The following is a 21,038-nucleotide window of genomic DNA, read 5'->3' as shown; positions in this document are numbered from 1 at the left end:
GTTTTTACGTAAAAAGCAGCTTATTTTATACTGATAGAACAGCAGTCTTTACAAATCGCACTCTAGCTATTCGGCTATCAAACCGGTATAAAGAACTTCTGACTAGAAAAATCGTATGGGGCAGATTACCGCGTCTGCTTCATACGATTTTTTTAATGTGGCGTATAGAATATCTATTTTTCTACTTCTGCTGTATTAGTACGGCATAAATATTAATTCACCGGACGTATATACTTCTTTGTCATGAACTTGCAGCAGGGCATGATACCCTTTCTTTTCCCAAACGGAGATGAATTCTGTATAGCCTTCCTGGCCTTCATACAAGGGAGTGCCTAATTCGTTTTTCGCATTGTCATTCAGGATGACATAAATTGTTTCGATTTCATCTGAACTGTGATAATACGTATCATCAGCGAGAAAATCATAAGCAATTGCGCTCAGTTTATTGTTTTCGAAAATATAAATAAGTTCAGCGTTATAACCGTATTTCGTGACTCTGTACACAAGTGCGACCAGATTTCCTTCGTGAAACTGCCCCATAAAGACTGCCGGCGATGATGCTTCGATCTTCTTCACTTGGCTCAAGTTCATAGAAAAATTAATACCGCGCGTCACTGGAACAGGCGGCACCGGTCTGAATGACGGATCCATTGCTCTTGCGATGAACGCTGCAATGTGTGAACGGGTGAGTGTTTGATTGGGCTTAAACGTGCCATCTGGGTAGCCCGACGTGATGTTGGCATGTGCTAACTTACGTACCGCATGGTAAGAAGTAGAGCCTTTCGGTACGTCTTTGAATGTAATGTTTTTCTCTTCTTTTAAATGAAATGCGTTCGCAATAAAAGCAGCCATATGACCTCTCGTTACGTTCTGTGTCGGTTTGAATGTACCGTCAGGATAGCCGTTAATGATTTTCGCCTTCGCTGCAGAATTGATGTATCCTGATGAAAATCTGCCCGCGGGTACATCTTTAAACTTCGTTTTCGTTTTTCTGCCGTCCAGACCCGTCGCTTTGGCAACCATGATCGCGACTTCCTCCCGCGTGACCTTATCGTCGAGGCCAAATCGTTTCTGCGGAGTGAGTACACCTTGATCCAGCAGATACATAATCGCCGAATAGTTCGGATGATTTTTCGGCACGTCTGTAAATATGTGAGAAGATGCCTCCGTCTTTGGTGCCAAAGAGAATAACAATACGAACGTTACGATCATGATTTGCATTTTCCTCATAAATATCCCTCCTCTTACACTATTAAACCAAATATACTATATCACAGACAGTAAATAATTAGACCTATAATTTGTAAAAATTTAGAATGTCCTTTTAATAAAAATAACCAATAACGTATCGTTGCCTAGCTGCATGGAGTACATGCCAAAAACCTCCTTACACCGTAAGAAGGTTTTGCGATGGACAAGATCCGGAATTTTACAGTCACGGCGATTCGCAAATTTAATGAAACAAATCTGTCTCCCGTGATTTAGCTAACAGCCGGTTCGTAGCTTTGTTCGTTTTCTCCTTACATATTACACCAAATATGATCAGCAAGACGCCAACGCCCGCCAAGAACAAAATATCTTTTACAGCGCGGGCCCAGACGATCCCGCCAACTGCCTCTCTCATTAAATCAATCGCATAGGTGAATGGCAGAAAGGGATTGATCCATTGAAAGAACGCAGGAAGCAGCATAATTGGATACGTGCCGCCTGAGCCGGCAATTTGCAGCACCAGCAACACAATCGCCATCGCTTTGCCGACGTCCCCGAATACCGAAACGAGTGTATAGACGATAGACATGAACACGATGCTGATGAAGAGTCCAAACAGCATGAAGACTATCGGCTCATCGGCTGTTACACCAAGAAGAATGATATCACCAGCCGTTACAATGAGCGTCTGTACGAAACCGATTGTCAGGAACGTCAGCAGCCGTCCGATATAAATTTGCTTCGCCGTAAACGCACCTTCCCTGTGAATATCTGTAGAAAGCAAAGAAATGAGCAATAAACAACCGACCCAAATCGACAGTACGGTATAGAACGGTGTCATTCCTGTCCCGTAGTTTTTAATAGGAAATAGCTTTGTTTCATTCAGAATAATCGGCTCTTCAAAGAAACTGCGTTCAGCTTCTGGATCGTTTTGCAGCAAGTCGATGATTTCGTTAATGTCTGTCTCTCCTTGAATGTCCCTGATCCGTTTTGCGAGCCGGTTCACTTTATCGTAGACGTACGGGTATTGATTCAACGCTTTCTCGGCTTGCTGTTTTCCGTCAGTCAACTGTTGATTGGTGCTGTGTAATACCTTTTCTGCTTCAGGAATGGTTTTCTGTACTTCCTTCAACAGCGAGTTCGCTCTTGATAACGTCTTCAGCGCTTGGGCGATTTCTTTACGGACCAACGGCTCGATGGTATCCGTATATTCCGTCAGAAATGAATTGGCCTTGATAGAAGTATTTTCGGCAATTTTTTGCAGATCATTTATACTGTTTTTCAGCCGTTCTTCTTCGCCCTGCACGAGAGAATTTACCGAATGCGCATTTTGCTGCAGTTCATTCAACAGATTTTTGAGGTCTTTCACTTTTTCTAAAGCGCCATCTATAGGCAGGGGCGGATTGGCATCACCTGTCTGCTGAGTATTCAGCTGCTCAGCTGCCGTTTTTATATTCGTCAGATCCGCTTCAAGTCCATCCAGCTTTTCCATACTCGCTGTCACCTGGGCATCTATTGATTGTTTTGTTCGATCCCATTCAGTGAAGTCCAGCGTTGTTTGCTGAATCTGTTTCAAAAAGTCATTGGTTTCATTTGTAATAGCCGTTATTTTTTCAAGATCTGTCCTGATGCGTGGTGCGGCTGTTTCAAGGCGCTGTTGTGCTAATGTCAGCTGATCGATTGTGTTACTTACGGTTTGCAGACCTGCGGAAGTGGTTTGTTTCGCCTCAGGCAACAGCTTTTGCGCTTTGTTAATAATGTGCTGGGCAGAATTCGCATCGGCTACGATCCCTTCGAGTGTCTGATGAATAGCTGGCAGTTGATTTTGAAGGTCAAAAACATATTCTTCGAACTTCTTAATATCGGGCAAGTTTTTCTCAATCTCGATTCCAAGTTCATTAAACAATTTGAGTACGACACCGTTGACCGTGGAAATGAACTGTCTACTCACTTGATCTACAATGACAGAAGCTCCTTTTTCTGTGATTTTTGGGGCGATAGAATTCAGCTTTTCATTGACATAATAACTGATCTCCGCTTTTTCAGGCTCACCCGCAATGACTGTTCCCAGTTTTCTGGAGAAGTCTTTAGGAATAATAATCGCCGCGAAATAATCGCCATATTCCACACCGTCCATCGCGTCCTGCTTTGCAGTAAATGACCAATCCATATCTTTATTGTCCTGCAGATTTTTCACCAATTCGGCACCGACATCAATCCGCTTGCCGCGAACCATCGCACCTTCATCTTCATTGACAAGCGCAACAGGCAAGTTGTTTGTATGGCCATATGGATCCCACGTCGCATAGATGTTTAGCCAGGCGTACAAAGAAGGCAGTACGGTCAGCCCTCCGATTAATAAGGCGGCTACCCAATTTTTACGAATATGGTGCAAATCCATTTTAAAAATATTCCAGCCTGTTTTCATTACATTGCCTCTTTTCCATTGGATATTCTTAGTAGCCATTATGCCCATCATGATAAAATTCAACTGAATTCTTTTGTAAGTCTTTGCTGGGCTGCGGTGAAAGGAATACGAAAGCAAATCGACATGTGAAAAATATTTCCGCCATAGGTGTTTTTATTGCGTATTCTTCATACAATCTTCAGAAACAACCGCTACTATTGTGCAGACTTCTGCTGCATAATAGACAGTTGAGGAAGGTGAATGTATGAAAAAGCTGTTATTCGCTCTGCTCTTATGTATCAGTGTGTATCTGGTCATTACGGAATGGAAAGATTCACAGCAAACCGTGCAGGAGTGGAGTGTTTCCTCCGATGCGATGATTTTGCTGAACGCGGAGACAGGGAAGGTAGTTTATGAGGAAAACAGTAAAAAGCCATTGCCGATTGCCAGTATGACCAAGTTAATGACACAATATATCGTGTTGAATACAATTGAAAACGGCACACTCACCTGGGATACGATGTATCAGCCGAGTGAAAATGTACTGAACTTAAGCCAGTTTGCGAGTGCAGCCAAGCTGGGCATGAAAGCGAATGAAAACTATTCTGTGCGCGAACTGTTTACCGCAATGACGGTCATTTCCGCAAATGATGCGGCACTTGCCCTTGCTGAACTTGCGGGCGGCACAGAAGAAAAATTTGTCGCAATGATGAATGAACAAGCGCAGGCATTTAACATGAAGGACACAATGTTTTACAACCCGCACGGCTTAGATGGTTTCTATTTAGGGAGAAATCCAAGCGAAAACAATGTGGCGTCCGCCCATAACGTTGCTGTTTTGGCAGATCGCTTAATCAAAAAACATCCCGAAGTGCTGGAATTTACGAAGATGCCGAGTTTTACGTCAAGACAGGGGATGACGATGTGGAACACGAATCTACTGTTACCCGGCATGCGTATGCAAATGGAGGGAATGGATGGATTAAAAACCGGCTATACGGACGCAGCAGGTTCTTGCTTTACCGGCAGCGGGGTGTTTAACGGGCAGCGGATCATAACGGTGCTGATGGGGGTGGAGGAAGTGGATGGGAATACTGTCGACCCGCGCTTTACTCTGACACGGGAAATGATTGAGCGATTTATGAAGTAATGTGAAAGCATATCTGTACAAGCGGCTTGGAAACTGTTGCTTGTACAGTTTTTAATTGCCGCATGTCGTTTCATTTGTAAACGTACCTGTTTATGACTCATTACAATATTCTATAATTGCTTTTCATTCATATGTTATCGTTATGACAGGAAGAGCATGATCAAGAAAGGGGGGCTTGTGCAGTGAAAACATATATTTTCTTGGATACTAATATTCTCGATAAACAATTCACTTTTAACCCGGATATTGAAGAGCTGCTGCGGTATGTACATAGGAATGATGACTGTGAAATTATTCTTCCGGAGATTGTCAGTAAAGAATTGATTGACCATGCAAAAGACATCATCTCCAGTAACAATATGAAAATTCAGTCTGTCAACAGGCTAAAGGAATGGAATGAGCAGAGTCCGGTGCGGATGTTTGAGACGGACCTGCTGCTGACACGGTACGAAAAACAGCTGAATGAAAATTTCACTGTTTTCAAACCGGACTCTGCAGTGTATGAAAAAGTTTTTACACGATACTTTGACGGGCTTAAGCCGTTTGAAAACAGAAAACAAGAGTTTAAAGATGGGCTGCTTTGGGAAAGTCTGCTGCTTTTTAAAGAACAACATCACCTCGAATCTGCCCAATATTTCTTTATTACAAATAACTTCGCCGACTTTGCGGCAGATAAGAGAAATAAAAAAGTCTTGCACACCGATCTGCAAAAAGAATTCCCGCAATTACAATTAGAGAACAGTGTGAAGGAGTTTCTGGCGGCACAAGAATATTACAGTGAATTCGTAATGAATGACTGCGTAAAGTCCTCGCTGCTGCTAGTTTTGCAGCAGAGCATGGAAGATCTCTGCTGGCGGCTCGGTGAAACATTGTACAGTTATGTATTTAAGAAGAATCAATCTTCTAAAGAGGAGTTTTTCTTGAATTCAGTAGGCAGACTGGAAAACATAGCTGTCAGTACGGCATCAGCAGCAAAAAAGTCCGATCACTATGTACATGTTCCCATTACAGCGGACACACAAGTCTCCCTCTATAAGCGGATGTACGTTGATCCGTCGTATGGGTATGCCGATGAACATCAGGAAACAGTCAGTGATCCGGTACGAATAACGTGTGAAGCCGTATTTTCTCTGGAGGGCGGGCAATACGAAGTGAAAGCGTTGGATAAAATCGTTATCACTGAACGGAACTGACCGTCCTGAATCTCGATACTTGGCATTTACTGAATATATGCTTTACTATTAAAAGCGGTACGGTATAAAACATACAACACTATGAAAGGCGGAGATATTCACATGAACGCATACGATGAATACATGCGCGGGATTGTAACCCCGATGCGCGAAGAACTGACAACTGCAGGATTTACAGAACTGACAACAGCTGAGGAAGTTGACAGTACATTAGAGGGTCTGGAAGGCTCTGCTATTATTGTCATCAACTCTGTGTGCGGCTGCGCGGCAGGCCTGGCACGTCCTGCTGTTCGCGAGGCAGTGGAAGAAGTGAAACCTGACCACTTATTTACCGTTTTTGCGGGACAAGACAAAGAAGCAACAGCGGCATTCCGCGCGTACTTCCCGGAAATTCCGCCAAGCTCACCATCTATTGCCATTTGGGATCAAGGCAAAGTGGTCTACTTTATTCCGCGTGAGCAAATTGAGAACTTCCAGAAAGACCAAATTAAAGAACACCTCGTCGATGTCCTGACGAAAGTCGTCGGTCAATGAACGTGATCATTACGACAGCAGGGCGTCCTGATGAACAGTCGGCTGTACTGGTGAAACACGCAGCGGACGCATTGCAGGCGCCTGCCGTCGAACGGAAAAAGCGGTCCGTCCCCAAACTGCAGGACATCTATCAATGTGATGTCCTGGTGGCGGGGAAGGACCGCTATTCGTTTTATAAAAGAGGAAGCGAACAACCATTCTTTTTCCATCCGAACTCTGCAACGTATCGTCTGAAGCGTATAGAGAAAGGTGAAACTGATCCGCTCGCGGCAGCTTCCGGTCTTATGCCGGGAGATGCATTTTTGGATTGCACCTTGGGACTCGGCTCGGACGCGATCATCGCAGCCAGCATAGCAGGAGAAGACGGAACAGTGGAAGGAATTGAAGCAGATAAAGTCATCGCATTTTTGACAAAGACCGGTCTGCACAGCTTTCCGATTGATTTTCCGCTCCTGCAAGAGGCAATGAAACGTATTGAAGTCATTCATTCGGAAGCTGTTACATTCTTAAAATCATGTCCGGACAATTCCCGCGATATCGTCTTTCTCGATCCGATGTTCACCACACCCATCGAGGAATCAGCTAACTTTGAAGTTCTGCGTGAAATCGGCGCGACAAACAGTGTAACAGAAGAGTGGGTGACAGAAGCAGTGCGTGTATGCAGACGCCGGGTGGTGCTCAAAGACCACTATCAGTCGCCGGTGTTTGAGCGCTTCGGCTTTAATCAGCAAATACGGTCCTATACGAAAGTTCACTACGGTGTGCTGGAGAAGTGATAACTAGCTGCGCTGGCGCGGCGGCGGGATGCAATAGCGCGCACAGAAAAAGACAGTATGAGCTTTTTGCTCATACTGTCTTTTTCGGCGTTCACCGCTTTAGGATCAATGTGTAAAGTTAAGGGAGCTCAAGTATAGAGTCAATACAAGCATACCGATACCCAGTAGTAAGTTAACATCCATTGTTGCGACCTCCTTTATGTAGCGCGTTGGTTTCCATCCGCTTAACTTGCAATCAAAGAACAATTTTGTGAAAAGAATGATTGAAGTTTGACTTTATTGTACAATGAAATAGAAAAAGATGAAACCTTTTGTGATGCTTTTCGTATGAGTTATCAAGATGTATGACGGAATGTTGAAGGAGTGACGAATATGAAGCGATGGTTACAGCGGCTGATGATTGCATCCGTCGCCGTACTGACACTGGGCGTCATTACACCCGATCATGAAATTTGGACAAGCTTGCAAGACAAACACGAACCGAATGAAACCGGCGCCCGCGCAGAAGGCACAGCGTATTCACTGGAACTGCGCAGCGAAGCGGCCGATGTACTTGCGCTTGACAGCCGCGCAGAAGATCAGCAGCTGGTCGACCATGCACGGTTATTGTCATATGAAAAATTCGGACAGCGTATTGGCCCGGTCATTCAGCATGAATTTGATACCGAGATTTTTCCGAGAATTGAAGCAGTAATTCAAACGACTGTACATAATGCAGCAGATCGCCGTCTTGCGATTACCGAGCAGCCTTCCGGCGATTACGCAGAGAAGATTTTCCATGTTCATGATCAAACGGCAAATCAGGATCTTATCCGCTTTCATGTACGGACGGAAAAACGTCCCATTGACGGATACTTTTACAACTTCCACTACCACACAGCGGAAGACGGATTTGTTGCACACCACTCAGTGGGCTATATTTACTGGTCCAAAAACACACCACCGAAATGGCTTTCGTAAGCAGCCGTTCCGGGGTGTGTTTTTTTGTGCCCCGGTTCTAGTGTCTTTCTCTTTGTACAAGGGCAAACAATGTTATAATAGGTGTAATTTCAGAAGAGGGAGCTTGAAGCATGAAGCAATATTTAGATCTTTGTCAACATATTCTGGATACAGGCACGAAAAAGGGAGATCGCACGGGCACCGGAACGTACAGTGTCTTTGGCTATCAGATGCGCTTTGATTTGGCGCAGGGGTTTCCTTTGTTAACGACAAAAAAGACGGCTTTTCGTCTGATTGTCTCAGAATTACTATGGTTTATAAAAGGGGATACCAATATTCGCACGCTCATTAAAGAGCGTAACGCAATATGGGATGAATGGGCATTTGAGCGGTATGTACAAAGCGAAGCGTATACGGGTCCGGATATGACTGATTTCGGCCGCCGTGTATTAAAAGACGAAGAATTTGCGAAAGTTTATCAGGCAGAGCTGGCTTCGTTTAAAGAGAACATCCTGGCTGATGAAGAGTTTGCGGAGCAGTACGGCGACCTCGGACCGGTTTACGGCAAGCAGTGGAGAGCGTGGGAAAGTGAGAACGGCGTCATCGATCAGCTTGCACAGGTGATTGACAGCATCAAAAATAACCCGGACTCACGGCGGCACATCGTAACGGCGTGGAATCCGGCGGAAGTGGACGATATGGCCTTGCCGCCATGCCACTTATTGTTCCAGTTCTACGTAGCGGATGGTAAATTGTCATGTCAGCTTTATCAGCGCAGTGCAGACGTCTTCCTTGGCGTGCCGTTTAACATCGCGTCTTATGCGCTGCTCATTCACCTCATTGCACATGAATGTGGTTTAGAAGCCGGCGAATTCGTGCATACATTAGGTGACGCACATTTATATCAGAACCATATGGATCAGGTAAAAGAGCAGTTAAGGAGAGAGCCGAAAGCGCTGCCGACATTGAAGGTTAATTACGGCGGCCGGTCGATTTTTGAATTGACGACGGAAGATATTTCGATCGAAGGCTACGATCCGCACCCAAGAATCAAAGCACCGATTGCAGTATAAGGAGGAATTTCATTGATTTCATTATTAGTGGCACATGATCTCGGCCGGGTAATCGGCAAAGACAATGAGATGCCATGGTATATTCCGGAAGAACTTCAGTATTTTAAAGAAAAAACGATGGGCAAGGCGATGATCATGGGACGCAAGACGTTCGAATCGATCGGCCGTCCGTTAAAAGGCCGTTTAAATATCGTGATTACACGCAATCCAAGTTATGAAGCTGACGGTGTTACGGTCGTGCACGATATGGAGAGCGCGGTACAACTTGCGAAAGATTACGCGGACGAAGTGATGGTCATTGGCGGATCTGAGATTTTCCAAATGGCGATGGACGACGGAGCAGACAGACTGTATGTCACCATCATCGAGAAACATTATCCGGGCGACACGTTTTTCCCGGAATATGAAGAAACCTATACATTAACGAGCAAGTCTGAGCCGCACTATGCGCAGGACGGCACACCGTATACGTATCAAATTTGGGATAAAAAATAACGCCCTTCTCTACACATAGAGAAGGACGCTGAAGTACATTGCCGCACTGCCCGCCATCACGAACAGATGCCAGATCGCGTGATTATACGGCACACGGCGCGTCATATAGAAATATGAGCCCGCTGTATAGAATAATCCGCCGATCACGAGCAGCCAGATACCGGCTGGCGGCAGTGCGTCATATAATGGTTTAATCGCCAGAATGATCAGCCAGCCCATGAAAATATACAGGGCAAGCGATAATTTTGCGAAGCGGTGAATGAAAAAGATCTTGAACAAAATACCGAACAAGGTCAGTCCCCAGATGATGCCAAACAGCGTCCATCCAAGCGCACCTTTTAAGGTGACCAGCAAAAAAGGCGTATACGTCCCGGCGATGAGTACATAAATGGCGGAATGGTCAAGAATAGCGAAAAAAGATTTCACTTTGACCGGCATACTATGTAAGAGTGTACTCGCGAGGAACAGCAGCAGCATGGACACGCCGAATATCGTGAAGCTGACGACGGCGATTCCGGTGCCTTGCTTCACACCTTTTAAGATCAGAAAGACTAATGCAGGTATGCTGAGTAAGAAACCGATTGCATGGGTGATCGCATTCCAGCGTTCTTCATGCAGGTTCTTGTAATCGAATGATTCTTCCAATCGAACTGCACCTCCTGCTACTCACTATACCAAATACACAATGAAAAATCGCAGATAGTCACACGCGAAGGAGATAGAAATCATGAAGAAAATTCATATCGTCACGGATTCCACTGCAGCGTTAACGGATGAACTGATCGATCAATACAATATTCACGTTGTTCCGCTGACGTTAATTATCAATGAAAAATCCTATGTTGACGGCATCGATATACAGGCGGAGGAATTCATGGATTTGATGCGTGATGCTGAAGAACTGCCGAAAAGCTCACAGCCGGCAGTCGGTGTATTCCAGCAGCTGTACGATGAACTCGGTGCAGACGGGTCACAGATTATTTCGATCCATATGACAGGCGGCATGAGCGGAACGGTAAAATCTGCAGAGACAGCTGCCCGCGCCTCTTCCTCAGACGTCACGGTTATTGACTCTATGTTCATCTCGCACGCCCTCTCATTCCAGGTGCTTGAAGCTTGCAGACTGGCAGAAGAAGGAAGAACAGTAGAGGAGATCGCTGCGGCCCTGGAAAGTGTCCGCAAACGCTCATCGCTGTTCGTTGTAGTCGACGTGCTTGATAATATGGTCAAGGGCGGACGAATCGGTAAAGGCAAAGCGATGTTCGGTTCGTTGCTGAATATTAAACCGATCGCTACATTAAAAGACGGTGTCTATACGCCGATTGCAAAAGTGCGCAGCCATAAACAGGTTGTCTCGTATTTAGCGGAAGAGTTTAAGAAGGAAACGGCGGGGAAAGTCATCCGCAGTGTCGGCATTGCGCATGCTAACGGACTGGCGATGGCGGAACCGCTGAAAAAGAAGATTGAAGAAATGGGCATTCAGGTGATGCTGACATTCACGACACCGATCGTCAGTACCCATACGGGAGAAGGCGCAATCGGGTTCATGTATTATACCGATTAATTTCAACGGCAAAGGATATGACATTATGAGAAGAATAGCAGTGTTATTATTTGTCTTCTCATTGTTCTTAGCAGGGTGCCAAGCCCCATTCAGCCAAAAAGATACGACGCTTTCAGAACGGGAGACCGTGGCTTTTGAACCGTTTGTCGTGCCCGAATACTTTGTGCCCAAACGTGTGAATGTTCTTGGATTGGGCGATTCCTTGACACAGGGTGTCGGCGATGAGCGGAAAGAAGGCGGTTATTTCGGACGGTTAACGTCGGATATGGAACAATGGAAAGGCATATTGGAGGTAGACGCCGTAAACTTAGCGAAACGCGGACGGCGCAGTGATCAATTTATCAAACAGCTTGAAAATGAAGATGTCCAAGAAGCCGTCATTCAGGCGGATTACATCGTCTTCACAATCGGCGGAAATGACATCATGAAAGTCGTTAAAGGGAATTTCATGCAGATGAAACTGTCTGATTTCTATAAAGAGCTTGGCAAATTCGAAAACCGCATCGAGGAGTTATTCGATTTATTGCGGTTGTATAATCCGACGGCGCCGATCATTGTGGCGGGACTGTATAATCCGTTCTCCGTTGTAACTAGCGAAGTGCAAGAGTTTGAGCAGATCATCGCAGATTGGAACCTTTCGATTGAAGAACAGGTCGAAAAAGACGGGATGTCCTGTTTCGTCCCGGTGGAAGATTTATTTAATTCGAATGAAAACCTCGTTTATCACACAGACTTCTTTCATCCGAACAGTAAAGGGTATGATCTGATGGAGGAACGATTCGTAGACGAAATCAAGAGTTGTGCAGCCGTTGAGCTGGAAGTGGAGTGAACGATATAATGAATGTTTGGAAAGCAGCATTTTTCAGCCTGGCAGGACTGGTGGCGGCGGCGTTGGTCGTTTTAATCATTTTAATCGGCGGCACCACCGCTTCTTCACCTCTCCCTGAAGACACGGCGAAACAAGACGAAGGGTATACGCTGGCGCTGAACACCACTAAGAAAAATTTTGAAGGCATTGCGAACACTTATATTCGCAAAGCGGTAAAAGACTCATTGCCGGTCGAGCTCGAAATGCGTGATGATGTGCTGCTGACATCGGAACTGACAGTGTTTTCGTATACACTGCCGCTCGCCATGCATTTTGATCCGATTGTACGCGAAGACGGAAACTTAATTTTAAAGCAATCGTCCATGGAATTAGGTGATTTGAATATTCCGCCTTCTACTGTACTCAAGTTGCTGAAAAATTCGGTAGAGCTTCCGTCATGGATGATTGTACGTCCGAAAGAAGAAGAAATTTTCATCGATTTGGAAGATTTGCCGATTTCCGGTGACGTCCAGGTCAGAGCAAAAGAAGTGAATTTAGCGCAGGATGAGATTATATTGGAAGTATTGATACCGAAAAACTAAGGAGGCTACAATTATGGCAACACAATACGCAACATTTGCAGGCGGGTGCTTCTGGTGTATGGTCAAGCCTTTTGACCTATACGATGGTGTGCATTCAGTAACAAGCGGTTATACCGGCGGACATACTGTTAATCCAACGTATGAAGAAGTGTGTTCCAATACAACAGGCCACCGCGAAGCTGTACGAATTGAATTTGATGACACGGTCATCAGTTATGAAGAATTACTGAATATTTTCTGGCAGGTAATTGATCCGACTGACGCAGGCGGACAGTTCCATGACCGCGGCGAATCGTACAAGTCCGCCATCTATACTAACTCTGAAGAACAGCAGAAAGCGGCGGAACAGTCGAAAAAAGAACTGCAGGAAAGCGGGAAATTCAATGCGCCAATCGTGACGGAAATCTTACCGGCCAAGGAGTTTTATGCAGCTGAAGACTATCACCAGCAGTTTTATGAAAAGAACCCAGACCGCTATGCGAGCTACACTGTCGCATCAGGGCGTGCAGGATTTATCGAACAGCATTGGGGGAATCGTTCATGAAAAAAGATTTGCGCGATCGCTTGACAGAAATACAGTATCATGTGACGCAGGAAAACGGGACAGAACCGCCGTTTCGTAATGAATATGATGCGCATTATGAAGACGGAATCTATGTCGATATCGTCTCTGGCAAACCATTATTCAGCTCAAAAGACAAGTATGATGCGGGATGCGGATGGCCAAGCTTTACAAAACCGATTGAAGCGGCAGAAGTGACGGAGCATTTTGATGCGACTCACGGCATGCGGCGAACGGAAGTGCGCAGCAAGACAGCGGATTCTCACCTTGGACATGTCTTCCCCGACGGACCAAGCGAACAGGGCGGACTGCGCTACTGCATTAATTCCGCGGCTCTGCGTTTTATTCCCGTACAGGACCTGGAATCAGAAGGCTACAGCGAATACAAAAGGTTATTTGAGTGAGGGAAGGTGACGGTGATGGATCGATCCTTTTATCATTTCGCGCTGAGATTTCGCGGCGGCGGAAGCGATGATGTAAAAGCGCTGTTTGCAGAAAAAATGTTCCGCGATGCAAGTTTTCCGAAGGATGAAGAGGATTTCGATTCCTTGTCCCGTTACGTTGAAGACAAAGCGGATGATGATTTACGTTCAACAACCTTTGATGAACTTTATGCAATGTATACAGACTTATGCAGCAGGTAACGGCTAAGGCCTTCATTGCATCTCGTTCTAAATCACTGTATGATGAAAACAAAATAATGAAATGAGGCGGACAATGAATGAGTATACATATTGATGCAAAACCAGGTGATATCGCGGAAACGGTTCTTCTTCCCGGAGACCCGCTGCGTGCAAAATATATTGCAGAGACATTTCTAGAAGATGTGGTGCAGTATAACGAAGTTCGGAACATGTTCGGCTTTACCGGCACATACAAAGGAAAGCGTATTTCCGTGCAGGGCACAGGGATGGGTGTACCGTCCATTTCGATTTATGCAACAGAACTGATCCAGGAATTTGACGTACAAAAATTGATCCGTGTCGGTACGTGCGGCGCGATCCAGAAAGACGTGAAAGTACGTGACGTCATTCTGGCGCAAGCGGCAACAACGAATTCCTCATTAAATGATGTGTCATTCGGACCGATCCGTTTTGCGCCGATTGCAAACTTCGACTTACTGTTGAAAGCGTATCATGCAGGGAAGGAAAAAGGTCTGCACCTGCAAGTGGGGAATGTCTACACGGAAGATTTCTTCTATAATGAAGACGCACAGCATGAAAAACTTGCCCGCCACGGCGTATTGGCAGTGGAAATGGAAGCGGCGGCTCTGTATACGCTCGCAGCCCGTTACGGCCGTCAAGCATTGGCAGTGTTAACAGTAAGTGACCATATCATTACAGGCGAAATCACAACACCTGAAGAGCGTCAGACGACATTCAACGAAATGATTGAAGTGGCACTTGACGCAGCGATTGCGGACTAATACAAATGGATAGAGAACTTGTGAACAAAGACCGCTCCTGGCAGCGGTCTTTTCACGGGATTTTAGAAAGTAGGGAAGACAATGAACGAAAACGATTCGCGTGAGAACGGAGAACAGGAGCCGGACGCGCCGAAATCCGGCCGCTATCTCCGAATCAAACCGTTTTCATTGATCATGCTCATTTTTTTCCTTGTGCTGTCGACAGCAGCCGTCACATTCTTCGCGCTGACGGTCGGTGATGAAAAGGTTGTAGAAGTCGTCAAGCCACAGCAAGTGGGAAGTGAACGAAAAGAGTTTAAAAAACTTTTCGATGCATATGATCAACTGAAAGAAAACTATTTTGACGATGTGGATGATCAAGTCGTTATTGACGGTGCGATTAACGGAATGGTTGATTCTCTGGGTGATCCGTATTCCGATTACCTGAATGAAAAAGAAGCGAAACAATTGAATGAAAGTATTTCTTCAAGCTTTGAAGGGATTGGCGCGGAAATTCAAGAATCAAACGGTTATATCAGCATCGTTTCACCGATTAAAAATTCGCCCGCTGAAAAAGCAGGCTTACTGCCAAATGACGTCGTTCTCTCCGTAGACGGCGAAAGCATACAAGGCATGTCTTCATCTGAAGCAGTGCTGCTGATCCGCGGTGAAAAAGGCTCGACAGTTACATTGTCTGTTAGACGCGGTGAGAAATCGGATCCATTTGACGTAAAAATCGTCCGTGACGTGATCCCGATCAATACGGTCTACGCAGAGATGCTTGATGATAATATTGCACATATCAACATTACATCGTTCTCTGAACACACGTATGAGGAATTACTCGAGGCATTCAATGAAATGACCGATAAAGGCATGGAAGGCGTCCTCATTGACGTGCGCCAGAACCCGGGCGGCATTTTAAGCGGTGCCATCGACATTTCCGATCTCTTTGTGGAAAAAGGAAAGATCTTATTCCAGACAGAAGAAAAAGGCATGGCGCCTGAAGCATATCCGGCATCAGACGGACAAAAAGTAACAGTTCCCGTCGCATTGATCGTAGACGAAGGCAGTGCATCTGCTTCTGAGATCTTAGCCGGGGCGCTGAAAGAGTCTGCCGGAATTCCGATCGTGGGTGTGAAAACGTTCGGTAAAGGAACGGTCCAGACACCGACACAATTGCCGGACGGATCAAACTTGAAGCTGACAACTGCTAAGTGGCTGACACCTGACGGCAACTGGATCCATAAAAAAGGCATCGAACCGGATGTGAACGTGCCTTATCCGTCGTATGCATCACTGCCGTACTTGGATTCATCCGAAAAGATGGACGAAGGGCTCGTATCGCCTTCCGTGCAGGCAGCTGAAGAAATGCTTGAAGCGGTCGGCTATGATCCGGGCGAGGCAGATGGCCTTTATGACAGCAATACAACTGAAGCAGTTAAAGCACTGCAGAAAGATCTGTCACAGGATCAGACAGGTGTGCTTACTGGTGATACGACAATTGGCTTAATGCAGAAATTACGGGACAAAATGAAAGAAGATGACCCGCAATTGCTGAAAGCGAAAGAAATTGTCCTGAAAGAAATCAACTCATAATGATCTGAACACGCGTCCAGCTACGGTTGGACGCGTGTTCTCTATGGAAAGGATGAAAATTCATGATGGATGTATATTTACTCAGCGGCTTTCTCGGAAGCGGCAAAACGTCGCTACTTGTTCAATTGGTGGAGCAGGTGAAGAAGTCCGGCAGACAGCCCGCCGTTCTGATGAATGAATTCGGCGAACTGAATGTCGACAGTCGAATTGTAGAGGATGCGGGAGAAGTACCGCTAAAAGAATTATTGAACGGCTGCATTTGCTGTACAGGTGCTGAATCAACAGAGGCGCAGTTACAGGGGCTGCTGACAGATTACCCTGAAATTGATGTGCTGTTTATTGAGACGACAGGCGCTGCACATCCGGTGGAGGCGTTAGACGCTGTCTGCTCTCCGTTATTCGCTGATCAGCTGGATGTTAAGGGGATTGTTACCGTAGTCGATGCAAAGCGCTGGATCGACCGTGACAAGCTCTCTCCGCGCATGCTTACATTATTCCTGGAGCAAATTCGCCACGCGAACTTTCTGCTGCTGAATAAAACCGATCTGCTGACAGACAGCCAGCTGGCATTTGTGACGATGCAGGTAACGCAATTCAACAGCTATGCACCGCTTATACAGACGGTGGAAGCGAAAGCTGATTTCAGTTACATCGAGAAGAGGGTAAACGCGGCAGCGCCGAAGCAACCCGTTGCGACAGGCAGCGGATTACCGCTCACTTCCAAAACGCTGTCATTCGATCAGCCGATCAACCAAGAGCACTTTGAAGACTGGGTGCGGACAATACCGGACTCTGTCTATCGGATGAAAGGGTATATTCAGCTGGAAGGCTCGCGTTACTCTCATTTATTTCAATACGCATACGGAATGGTCAACTGGATGCCGGAATATATCCAGATTCCATCGAAATTAGTGATCATCGGCGAACAGCTCGACAATATCCAATATGTGCCTGAAAACTAGGTGTCAATAGCTTTTTATTGGTAATAGTCAGCTTTGACGGATAATGTTGCCAAAACTCAGGTGACTCAAACTCTCATTTCATAGCTTTGTAGAGTTCACTGGACAAAATGGTTTGATTTACCAAGATTTCTCCTTTTCTCTGACGTTATGATAGGTTGCGTAGAAAAGGAGGGACCAAGATGAAAAAATCGTTATCCGTCATCTTATTAAGCTCAGCTATTCTTTTGCCTGTTCATGCAGCAGAGGCAAGCACGACAAATCAGGTACAAACAAAGACGTACACATGGAATGTATCAAATCAGCAAGTGTACTCGTACTACTGGGGAAATTACCATTATCAAAAAACGGCACCGCAGAAACCAAGCAGACCGGTGCAGAAACCGACACCGCCTGCGCAGCAGCAGCCGGCACAGCCAAGTAAACCGCAAACCAATAATCCGTCCCAGCAGCAAACTGCCAATGTTTCTGCCACGGAACAGGCCGTGCTCGATTTAACAAATGCACAGCGGACCAAAGCAGGCCTCAAGCCGCTGCAGATTGATGCGGCGCTTCAGAAGTCAGCAAAACAGAAATCAGCAGACATGGCGGCGAATAAGTACTTCTCGCATACTAGCCCGACATACGGTTCACCATTTGATCAGATGAAGATGAATGGAGTTACATACCGTTCGGCAGCAGAGAATATTGCGATGGGCCAGCGCGGTGCACAGGAAGTCGTTACTGCGTGGATGAATTCCGCAGGACACAGACAGAATATCCTGACACCGGGCTTCACACACATCGGAATCGGCTATGATGCCAATGGACATTACTGGACACAGCAGTTCATCCAGAAATAAAACGAAAGCCGGTGGAAGCGCTCCACCGGCTTTTTTTGTATATAGTAATTGCTGAAGTTATAGTTTGCCAGAATACGGGGGGCGTATTGAGCGGTTAGGCGGCAAGTATGAGCGTGTGACGTAATTAATGAGCGCTTGCTGAAAGTTATGAGCGCGTAACAAGGTTGAATGAGCGGTTAACCAGTCAGAGTAAGAGCGCTTGACCGAGGTTATTGAGCGTTTATGTGGATTCAGTCTGTTCACTTCATCAAACAACACCCGTTATTCGTAAGCAGAAGGCAGCTCGAATTACATCACGCGGTATTTGTTCTGTATATAGCGTAAACGGAATGACAGAATCACCGCACCGACTGTCAATCCCACGATAAGACCGACCCAGTAGCCATACGCGCCAAGCTCCGTGAAGCGTGCGAGTACGAAACCTGTCGGCAATCCGATGAGCCAGAATGACACTACGCCGACGAGGAATGTCATGGTTACATCCTTATACCCGCGCAGTGCGCCTTGTATCGGCGCTTGTACAGCGTCCGACAGCTGGAAGAATGCCGCATAGACGAAGAAATGAATGGCGAGTGTAATAATCGCAGCGTCTGCCGTATACATAGAAGCAATGGACTCACGGAACGTCAGCAAGATGAATATGGATAGAAAACTGAAGACCACTGCGAATGCGATGCCCAGGTATGTATACTCCCGTGCATCTTTTGATTGATTCGCACCAACCGACTGACCGACCAGTATTGTTGTGCCCATTGATACGCTAAGAGGCACCATATAGAGAAGCGATGTAAAGTTCAGTGCGATCTGATGGGCAGAGATCACCTGGGCAGAATAGCTGCTCATGAGAAGCGTCACGACAGAGAAGATGCTTGTCTCGACGAAGATGGATAAACCGATCGGCACACCAATCAGCAAAATCTCTTTCCACTTGACGAAAGAAATTCCCTGCCAGTTACGAAACAGCATGTACTCCTTGAAATGTCTTGACGACCAGGCAATCAGCACCGCAATGATGAACACCAGCCAATACGTAAAGCCGGACGCATATCCTGCACCCGCGCCGCCGAGTTCAGGGAATCCGAAATTACCGAAGATTAATAGATAGTTCAGCGCAATATTGATCGGCGCTGACAATAAAATAATGAACATTGAGACTCGGGTTGCACCGAGGGCGTCAAAGAATGAACGCAGTACAGTATAGGCCATTAAAGGGACCAGACCGATACTCATTCCGGTCAGATAGGAAGACGCCACTTCAATAACAGGTGCATCAAGCGGCATTCTCGTAATGGCGGGCAGCACCACCCACCTGATCAAAATGAAAATCATTGCCGAAAGAGCGATAGAAACGTATAATGCTTGCTGGACAGTAGGGCGGACATCTTTTTTATTCTTCGCACCGATGAGCTGTGCGATAATAGGAGTCAGACCCATCAAAATTCCTGAGAGGCCGGTATATACCGGTATCCAGAATGAACTGCCGATGGTTACGCCGGCCAGATGGAACGTATCATAACGTCCTGTCATCAGAATATCGAAGAACGACATCAGATAGAGTGCCACTTGCGTAATAACAATCGGAATCATGATTTTAATGAATATAGACGTTTTTTGCTGTAAAGGTTTCGCTGCAGTAGTCATAGTTTTACTATCCTCAACTTTCATTTTTTACATTGACTATTGTAGCATGAAATACATATCGTTAAAGACATAGGGAAGGATGGAATGAATGAAACAGCCGGTAGTGGTGTTAACAGGTGGCGGGACTGCAGGACACGTTTCCGTGAATCAGGCATTAATTCCCGTTTTTTTGGGTAAAGGGTATGGTGTGCACTATATTGGTTCCCATGAAGGAATCGAAAAAGAACTGATCGGGTCAGGGCATCCCGAGGTCGTTTATCACGCAATACAAAGCGGCAAACTGCGCCGTTACTTTTCAATGAAGAATTTTACAGACCCATTCCGGGTAGGGGCAGGGACATTACAGGCTCTCGCGATATTGCGCAAAATTAAACCGGAAATCATCTTTTCAAAAGGGGGGTTCGTTTCAGTTCCTGTCGTAATGGCGGCCAAACTTGCCAACGTGCCGGTCGTTGTTCACGAGAGTGATGTCACACCCGGGCTTGCGAATAGATTGGCACTGCCGTTCTCGTCGCACATCTTCACTGTCTTTGAACAAACATTACAATATGTCCCGGCAGCTAAATCTGCGTGCACCGGCCCGATTATCCGTCCCGAATTATTCAGCGGCGATAAAGAGCGGGGGCTGCGCATGGCAGGATTGACAGCGGAGAAGCCGGTGTTTATCATCATGGGCGGCAGTCAGGGCTCCGCTGTTTTAAATGAGACGATTCGTGCAGAGCTGCCGGAATTGCTGGCACGCTATCAGCTGATTCATTTATGCGGCAAAGGAAATGTGGATCCGCAGCTGTCTGGTGTGGCAGGCTATGCACAGTATGAATATGTCACAGATGAGCTGCCTGATCTGCTGGCGGCTGCAGATTACGCAATTTCACGTGCCGGCTCGAATGCGATATTTGAACTGCTCGCCATACACAAGCCGATGCTTCTGGTTCCGCTTGCTGCGTCAAAAAGCCGCGGGGATCAGATATTAAACGCAAAGTACTTCGCATCCAAAGGTTTGGCGCTGCAAGTGGAAGAGGAACAGTTCGCAGATCAGCCGGTTGCAGAACAATTTGCTGAACTTGTGAAGGAGAAATCCCGATTGCTGTCGAATATTGAAAAGACGACAGAACCAAAAACCCCTGAAAAAATGGCAGATTTGATTTTATCGTTCCAGAAATAAGAAGTGCGCGCAAGTTACCGTGCAGACAGAGTTTTCGCTAATATCGCAATATTTTTCAGTCACTTTGCAGAAAACTTCGGAACTTGGTATTAATCCCTTTCAGTTATAGGTTTTG

Annotated in this window: 22 protein-coding genes; 18 read left to right on the top strand and 4 right to left on the bottom strand. The window is 46.0% G+C overall.

Going from position 1 to position 21,038, the window contains the following annotated elements:
- Positions 1–195: 195 nt before the first annotated feature.
- Both SporoP37_RS01415 and SporoP37_RS01410 read right to left on the bottom strand, forming a co-directional pair.
- Positions 196–1,230, bottom strand: a complete 1,035-nt coding sequence (locus SporoP37_RS01415) for an S-layer homology domain-containing protein (protein ID WP_085430028.1) — start codon at positions 1,228–1,230, stop codon at positions 196–198.
- Positions 1,231–1,453: 223 nt separating this feature from the next.
- Positions 1,454–3,637 carry a YhgE/Pip domain-containing protein gene (locus SporoP37_RS01410; protein WP_085430027.1) on the bottom strand — a complete coding sequence of 728 codons (2,184 nt, stop codon included), beginning with the start codon at positions 3,635–3,637 and terminating at the stop codon, positions 1,454–1,456.
- A 244-nt stretch (positions 3,638–3,881) separates the two neighbouring features.
- On the opposite strand from SporoP37_RS01410, the gene SporoP37_RS01405 reads away from it, so the two are divergent.
- The 7 genes from SporoP37_RS01405 (at position 3,882) to SporoP37_RS01375 (ending at position 9,776) form a co-directional block, all read left to right on the top strand.
- Positions 3,882–4,766: a D-alanyl-D-alanine carboxypeptidase family protein gene (locus tag SporoP37_RS01405; protein ID WP_081242015.1), complete on the top strand. Its 885-nt coding sequence runs from the start codon at positions 3,882–3,884 to the stop codon at positions 4,764–4,766.
- 182 nt (positions 4,767–4,948) lie between these two features.
- Positions 4,949–5,959, top strand: a complete 1,011-nt coding sequence (locus tag SporoP37_RS01400) for a PIN domain-containing protein (RefSeq protein ID WP_081242014.1) — start codon at positions 4,949–4,951, stop codon at positions 5,957–5,959.
- Positions 5,960–6,061: 102 nt separating this feature from the next.
- The gene (locus SporoP37_RS01395; protein WP_085430026.1) at positions 6,062–6,493 is read left to right on the top strand and encodes a BrxA/BrxB family bacilliredoxin; all 432 of its coding nucleotides are present in this window, start codon (positions 6,062–6,064) and stop codon (positions 6,491–6,493) included.
- Positions 6,490–7,269: a class I SAM-dependent methyltransferase gene (locus SporoP37_RS01390; protein WP_085430025.1), complete on the top strand. Its 780-nt coding sequence runs from the start codon at positions 6,490–6,492 to the stop codon at positions 7,267–7,269. The genes SporoP37_RS01395 and SporoP37_RS01390 overlap by 4 nt, the downstream gene beginning before the upstream one ends.
- Before the next feature lie 372 nt (positions 7,270–7,641).
- Entirely contained in the window at positions 7,642–8,229 is a 588-nt protein-coding gene (locus SporoP37_RS01385; RefSeq protein ID WP_085430024.1) for a YpjP family protein, read from the top strand.
- A 110-nt stretch (positions 8,230–8,339) separates the two neighbouring features.
- The gene (locus SporoP37_RS01380; protein WP_085430023.1) at positions 8,340–9,281 is read left to right on the top strand and encodes a thymidylate synthase; all 942 of its coding nucleotides are present in this window, start codon (positions 8,340–8,342) and stop codon (positions 9,279–9,281) included.
- 12 nt (positions 9,282–9,293) lie between these two features.
- Positions 9,294–9,776 (top strand): dihydrofolate reductase, encoded by a 483-nt coding sequence (locus SporoP37_RS01375; RefSeq protein ID WP_081242009.1) that lies wholly within the window; start codon positions 9,294–9,296, stop codon positions 9,774–9,776.
- A gap of 9 nt (positions 9,777–9,785) precedes the next feature.
- Here SporoP37_RS01375 and trhA read toward each other — a convergent pair whose 3' ends face one another.
- Entirely contained in the window at positions 9,786–10,421 is a 636-nt protein-coding gene (gene trhA / locus SporoP37_RS01370) for a PAQR family membrane homeostasis protein TrhA (protein ID WP_081242008.1), read from the bottom strand.
- Positions 10,422–10,503: 82 nt separating this feature from the next.
- On the opposite strand from trhA, the gene SporoP37_RS01365 reads away from it, so the two are divergent.
- The 10 genes from SporoP37_RS01365 to SporoP37_RS01320 all read left to right on the top strand — a co-directional run bounded on the left by SporoP37_RS01365 (position 10,504) and on the right by SporoP37_RS01320 (position 18,117).
- Entirely contained in the window at positions 10,504–11,340 is an 837-nt protein-coding gene (locus SporoP37_RS01365) for a DegV family protein (RefSeq protein ID WP_085430022.1), read from the top strand.
- Positions 11,341–11,365: 25 nt separating this feature from the next.
- A complete protein-coding gene (locus SporoP37_RS01360) occupies positions 11,366–12,169 on the top strand; it encodes a GDSL-type esterase/lipase family protein (protein ID WP_085430021.1) in 804 nt (267 codons plus the stop codon).
- 8 nt (positions 12,170–12,177) lie between these two features.
- Positions 12,178–12,750 (top strand): YpmS family protein, encoded by a 573-nt coding sequence (locus tag SporoP37_RS01355; protein WP_085430020.1) that lies wholly within the window; start codon positions 12,178–12,180, stop codon positions 12,748–12,750.
- A gap of 13 nt (positions 12,751–12,763) precedes the next feature.
- Positions 12,764–13,294, top strand: a complete 531-nt coding sequence (msrA, locus tag SporoP37_RS01350; protein ID WP_081242004.1) for a peptide-methionine (S)-S-oxide reductase MsrA — start codon at positions 12,764–12,766, stop codon at positions 13,292–13,294.
- Entirely contained in the window at positions 13,291–13,716 is a 426-nt protein-coding gene (gene msrB, locus SporoP37_RS01345; RefSeq protein ID WP_081242003.1) for a peptide-methionine (R)-S-oxide reductase MsrB, read from the top strand. The genes msrA and msrB overlap by 4 nt, the downstream gene beginning before the upstream one ends.
- Before the next feature lie 15 nt (positions 13,717–13,731).
- The gene (locus SporoP37_RS01340) at positions 13,732–13,956 is read left to right on the top strand and encodes a YozE family protein (protein WP_081242002.1); all 225 of its coding nucleotides are present in this window, start codon (positions 13,732–13,734) and stop codon (positions 13,954–13,956) included.
- Positions 13,957–14,033: 77 nt separating this feature from the next.
- The gene (gene deoD / locus SporoP37_RS01335; RefSeq protein ID WP_081242001.1) at positions 14,034–14,738 is read left to right on the top strand and encodes a purine-nucleoside phosphorylase; all 705 of its coding nucleotides are present in this window, start codon (positions 14,034–14,036) and stop codon (positions 14,736–14,738) included.
- 81 nt (positions 14,739–14,819) lie between these two features.
- A complete protein-coding gene (locus SporoP37_RS01330) occupies positions 14,820–16,316 on the top strand; it encodes a lmo1851 family serine protease (protein WP_085430019.1) in 1,497 nt (498 codons plus the stop codon).
- Between the two features lie 62 nt (positions 16,317–16,378).
- Complete coding sequence (locus SporoP37_RS01325; protein ID WP_085430018.1) at positions 16,379–17,278, top strand: CobW family GTP-binding protein; 900 nt, start codon at positions 16,379–16,381, stop codon at positions 17,276–17,278.
- A 179-nt stretch (positions 17,279–17,457) separates the two neighbouring features.
- Positions 17,458–18,117 (top strand): CAP domain-containing protein, encoded by a 660-nt coding sequence (locus tag SporoP37_RS01320; protein ID WP_085430017.1) that lies wholly within the window; start codon positions 17,458–17,460, stop codon positions 18,115–18,117.
- A 288-nt stretch (positions 18,118–18,405) separates the two neighbouring features.
- On the opposite strand, the gene SporoP37_RS01315 is transcribed toward SporoP37_RS01320, so the two are convergent.
- Entirely contained in the window at positions 18,406–19,758 is a 1,353-nt protein-coding gene (locus SporoP37_RS01315; protein ID WP_099662739.1) for an MATE family efflux transporter, read from the bottom strand.
- Between the two features lie 88 nt (positions 19,759–19,846).
- On the opposite strand from SporoP37_RS01315, the gene SporoP37_RS01310 reads away from it, so the two are divergent.
- Positions 19,847–20,923 carry an undecaprenyldiphospho-muramoylpentapeptide beta-N-acetylglucosaminyltransferase gene (locus SporoP37_RS01310; RefSeq protein WP_085430015.1) on the top strand — a complete coding sequence of 359 codons (1,077 nt, stop codon included), beginning with the start codon at positions 19,847–19,849 and terminating at the stop codon, positions 20,921–20,923.
- Positions 20,924–21,038: the final 115 nt, after the last annotated feature.

It is taken from the genome of Sporosarcina sp. P37, assembly GCF_002109365.1.
Classification (GTDB): Bacteria; Bacillota; Bacilli; order Bacillales_A; family Planococcaceae; genus Sporosarcina.
Note: the sequence above shows the minus strand (reverse complement) of the source record. Positions and strands in the feature narration are given on the sequence as shown.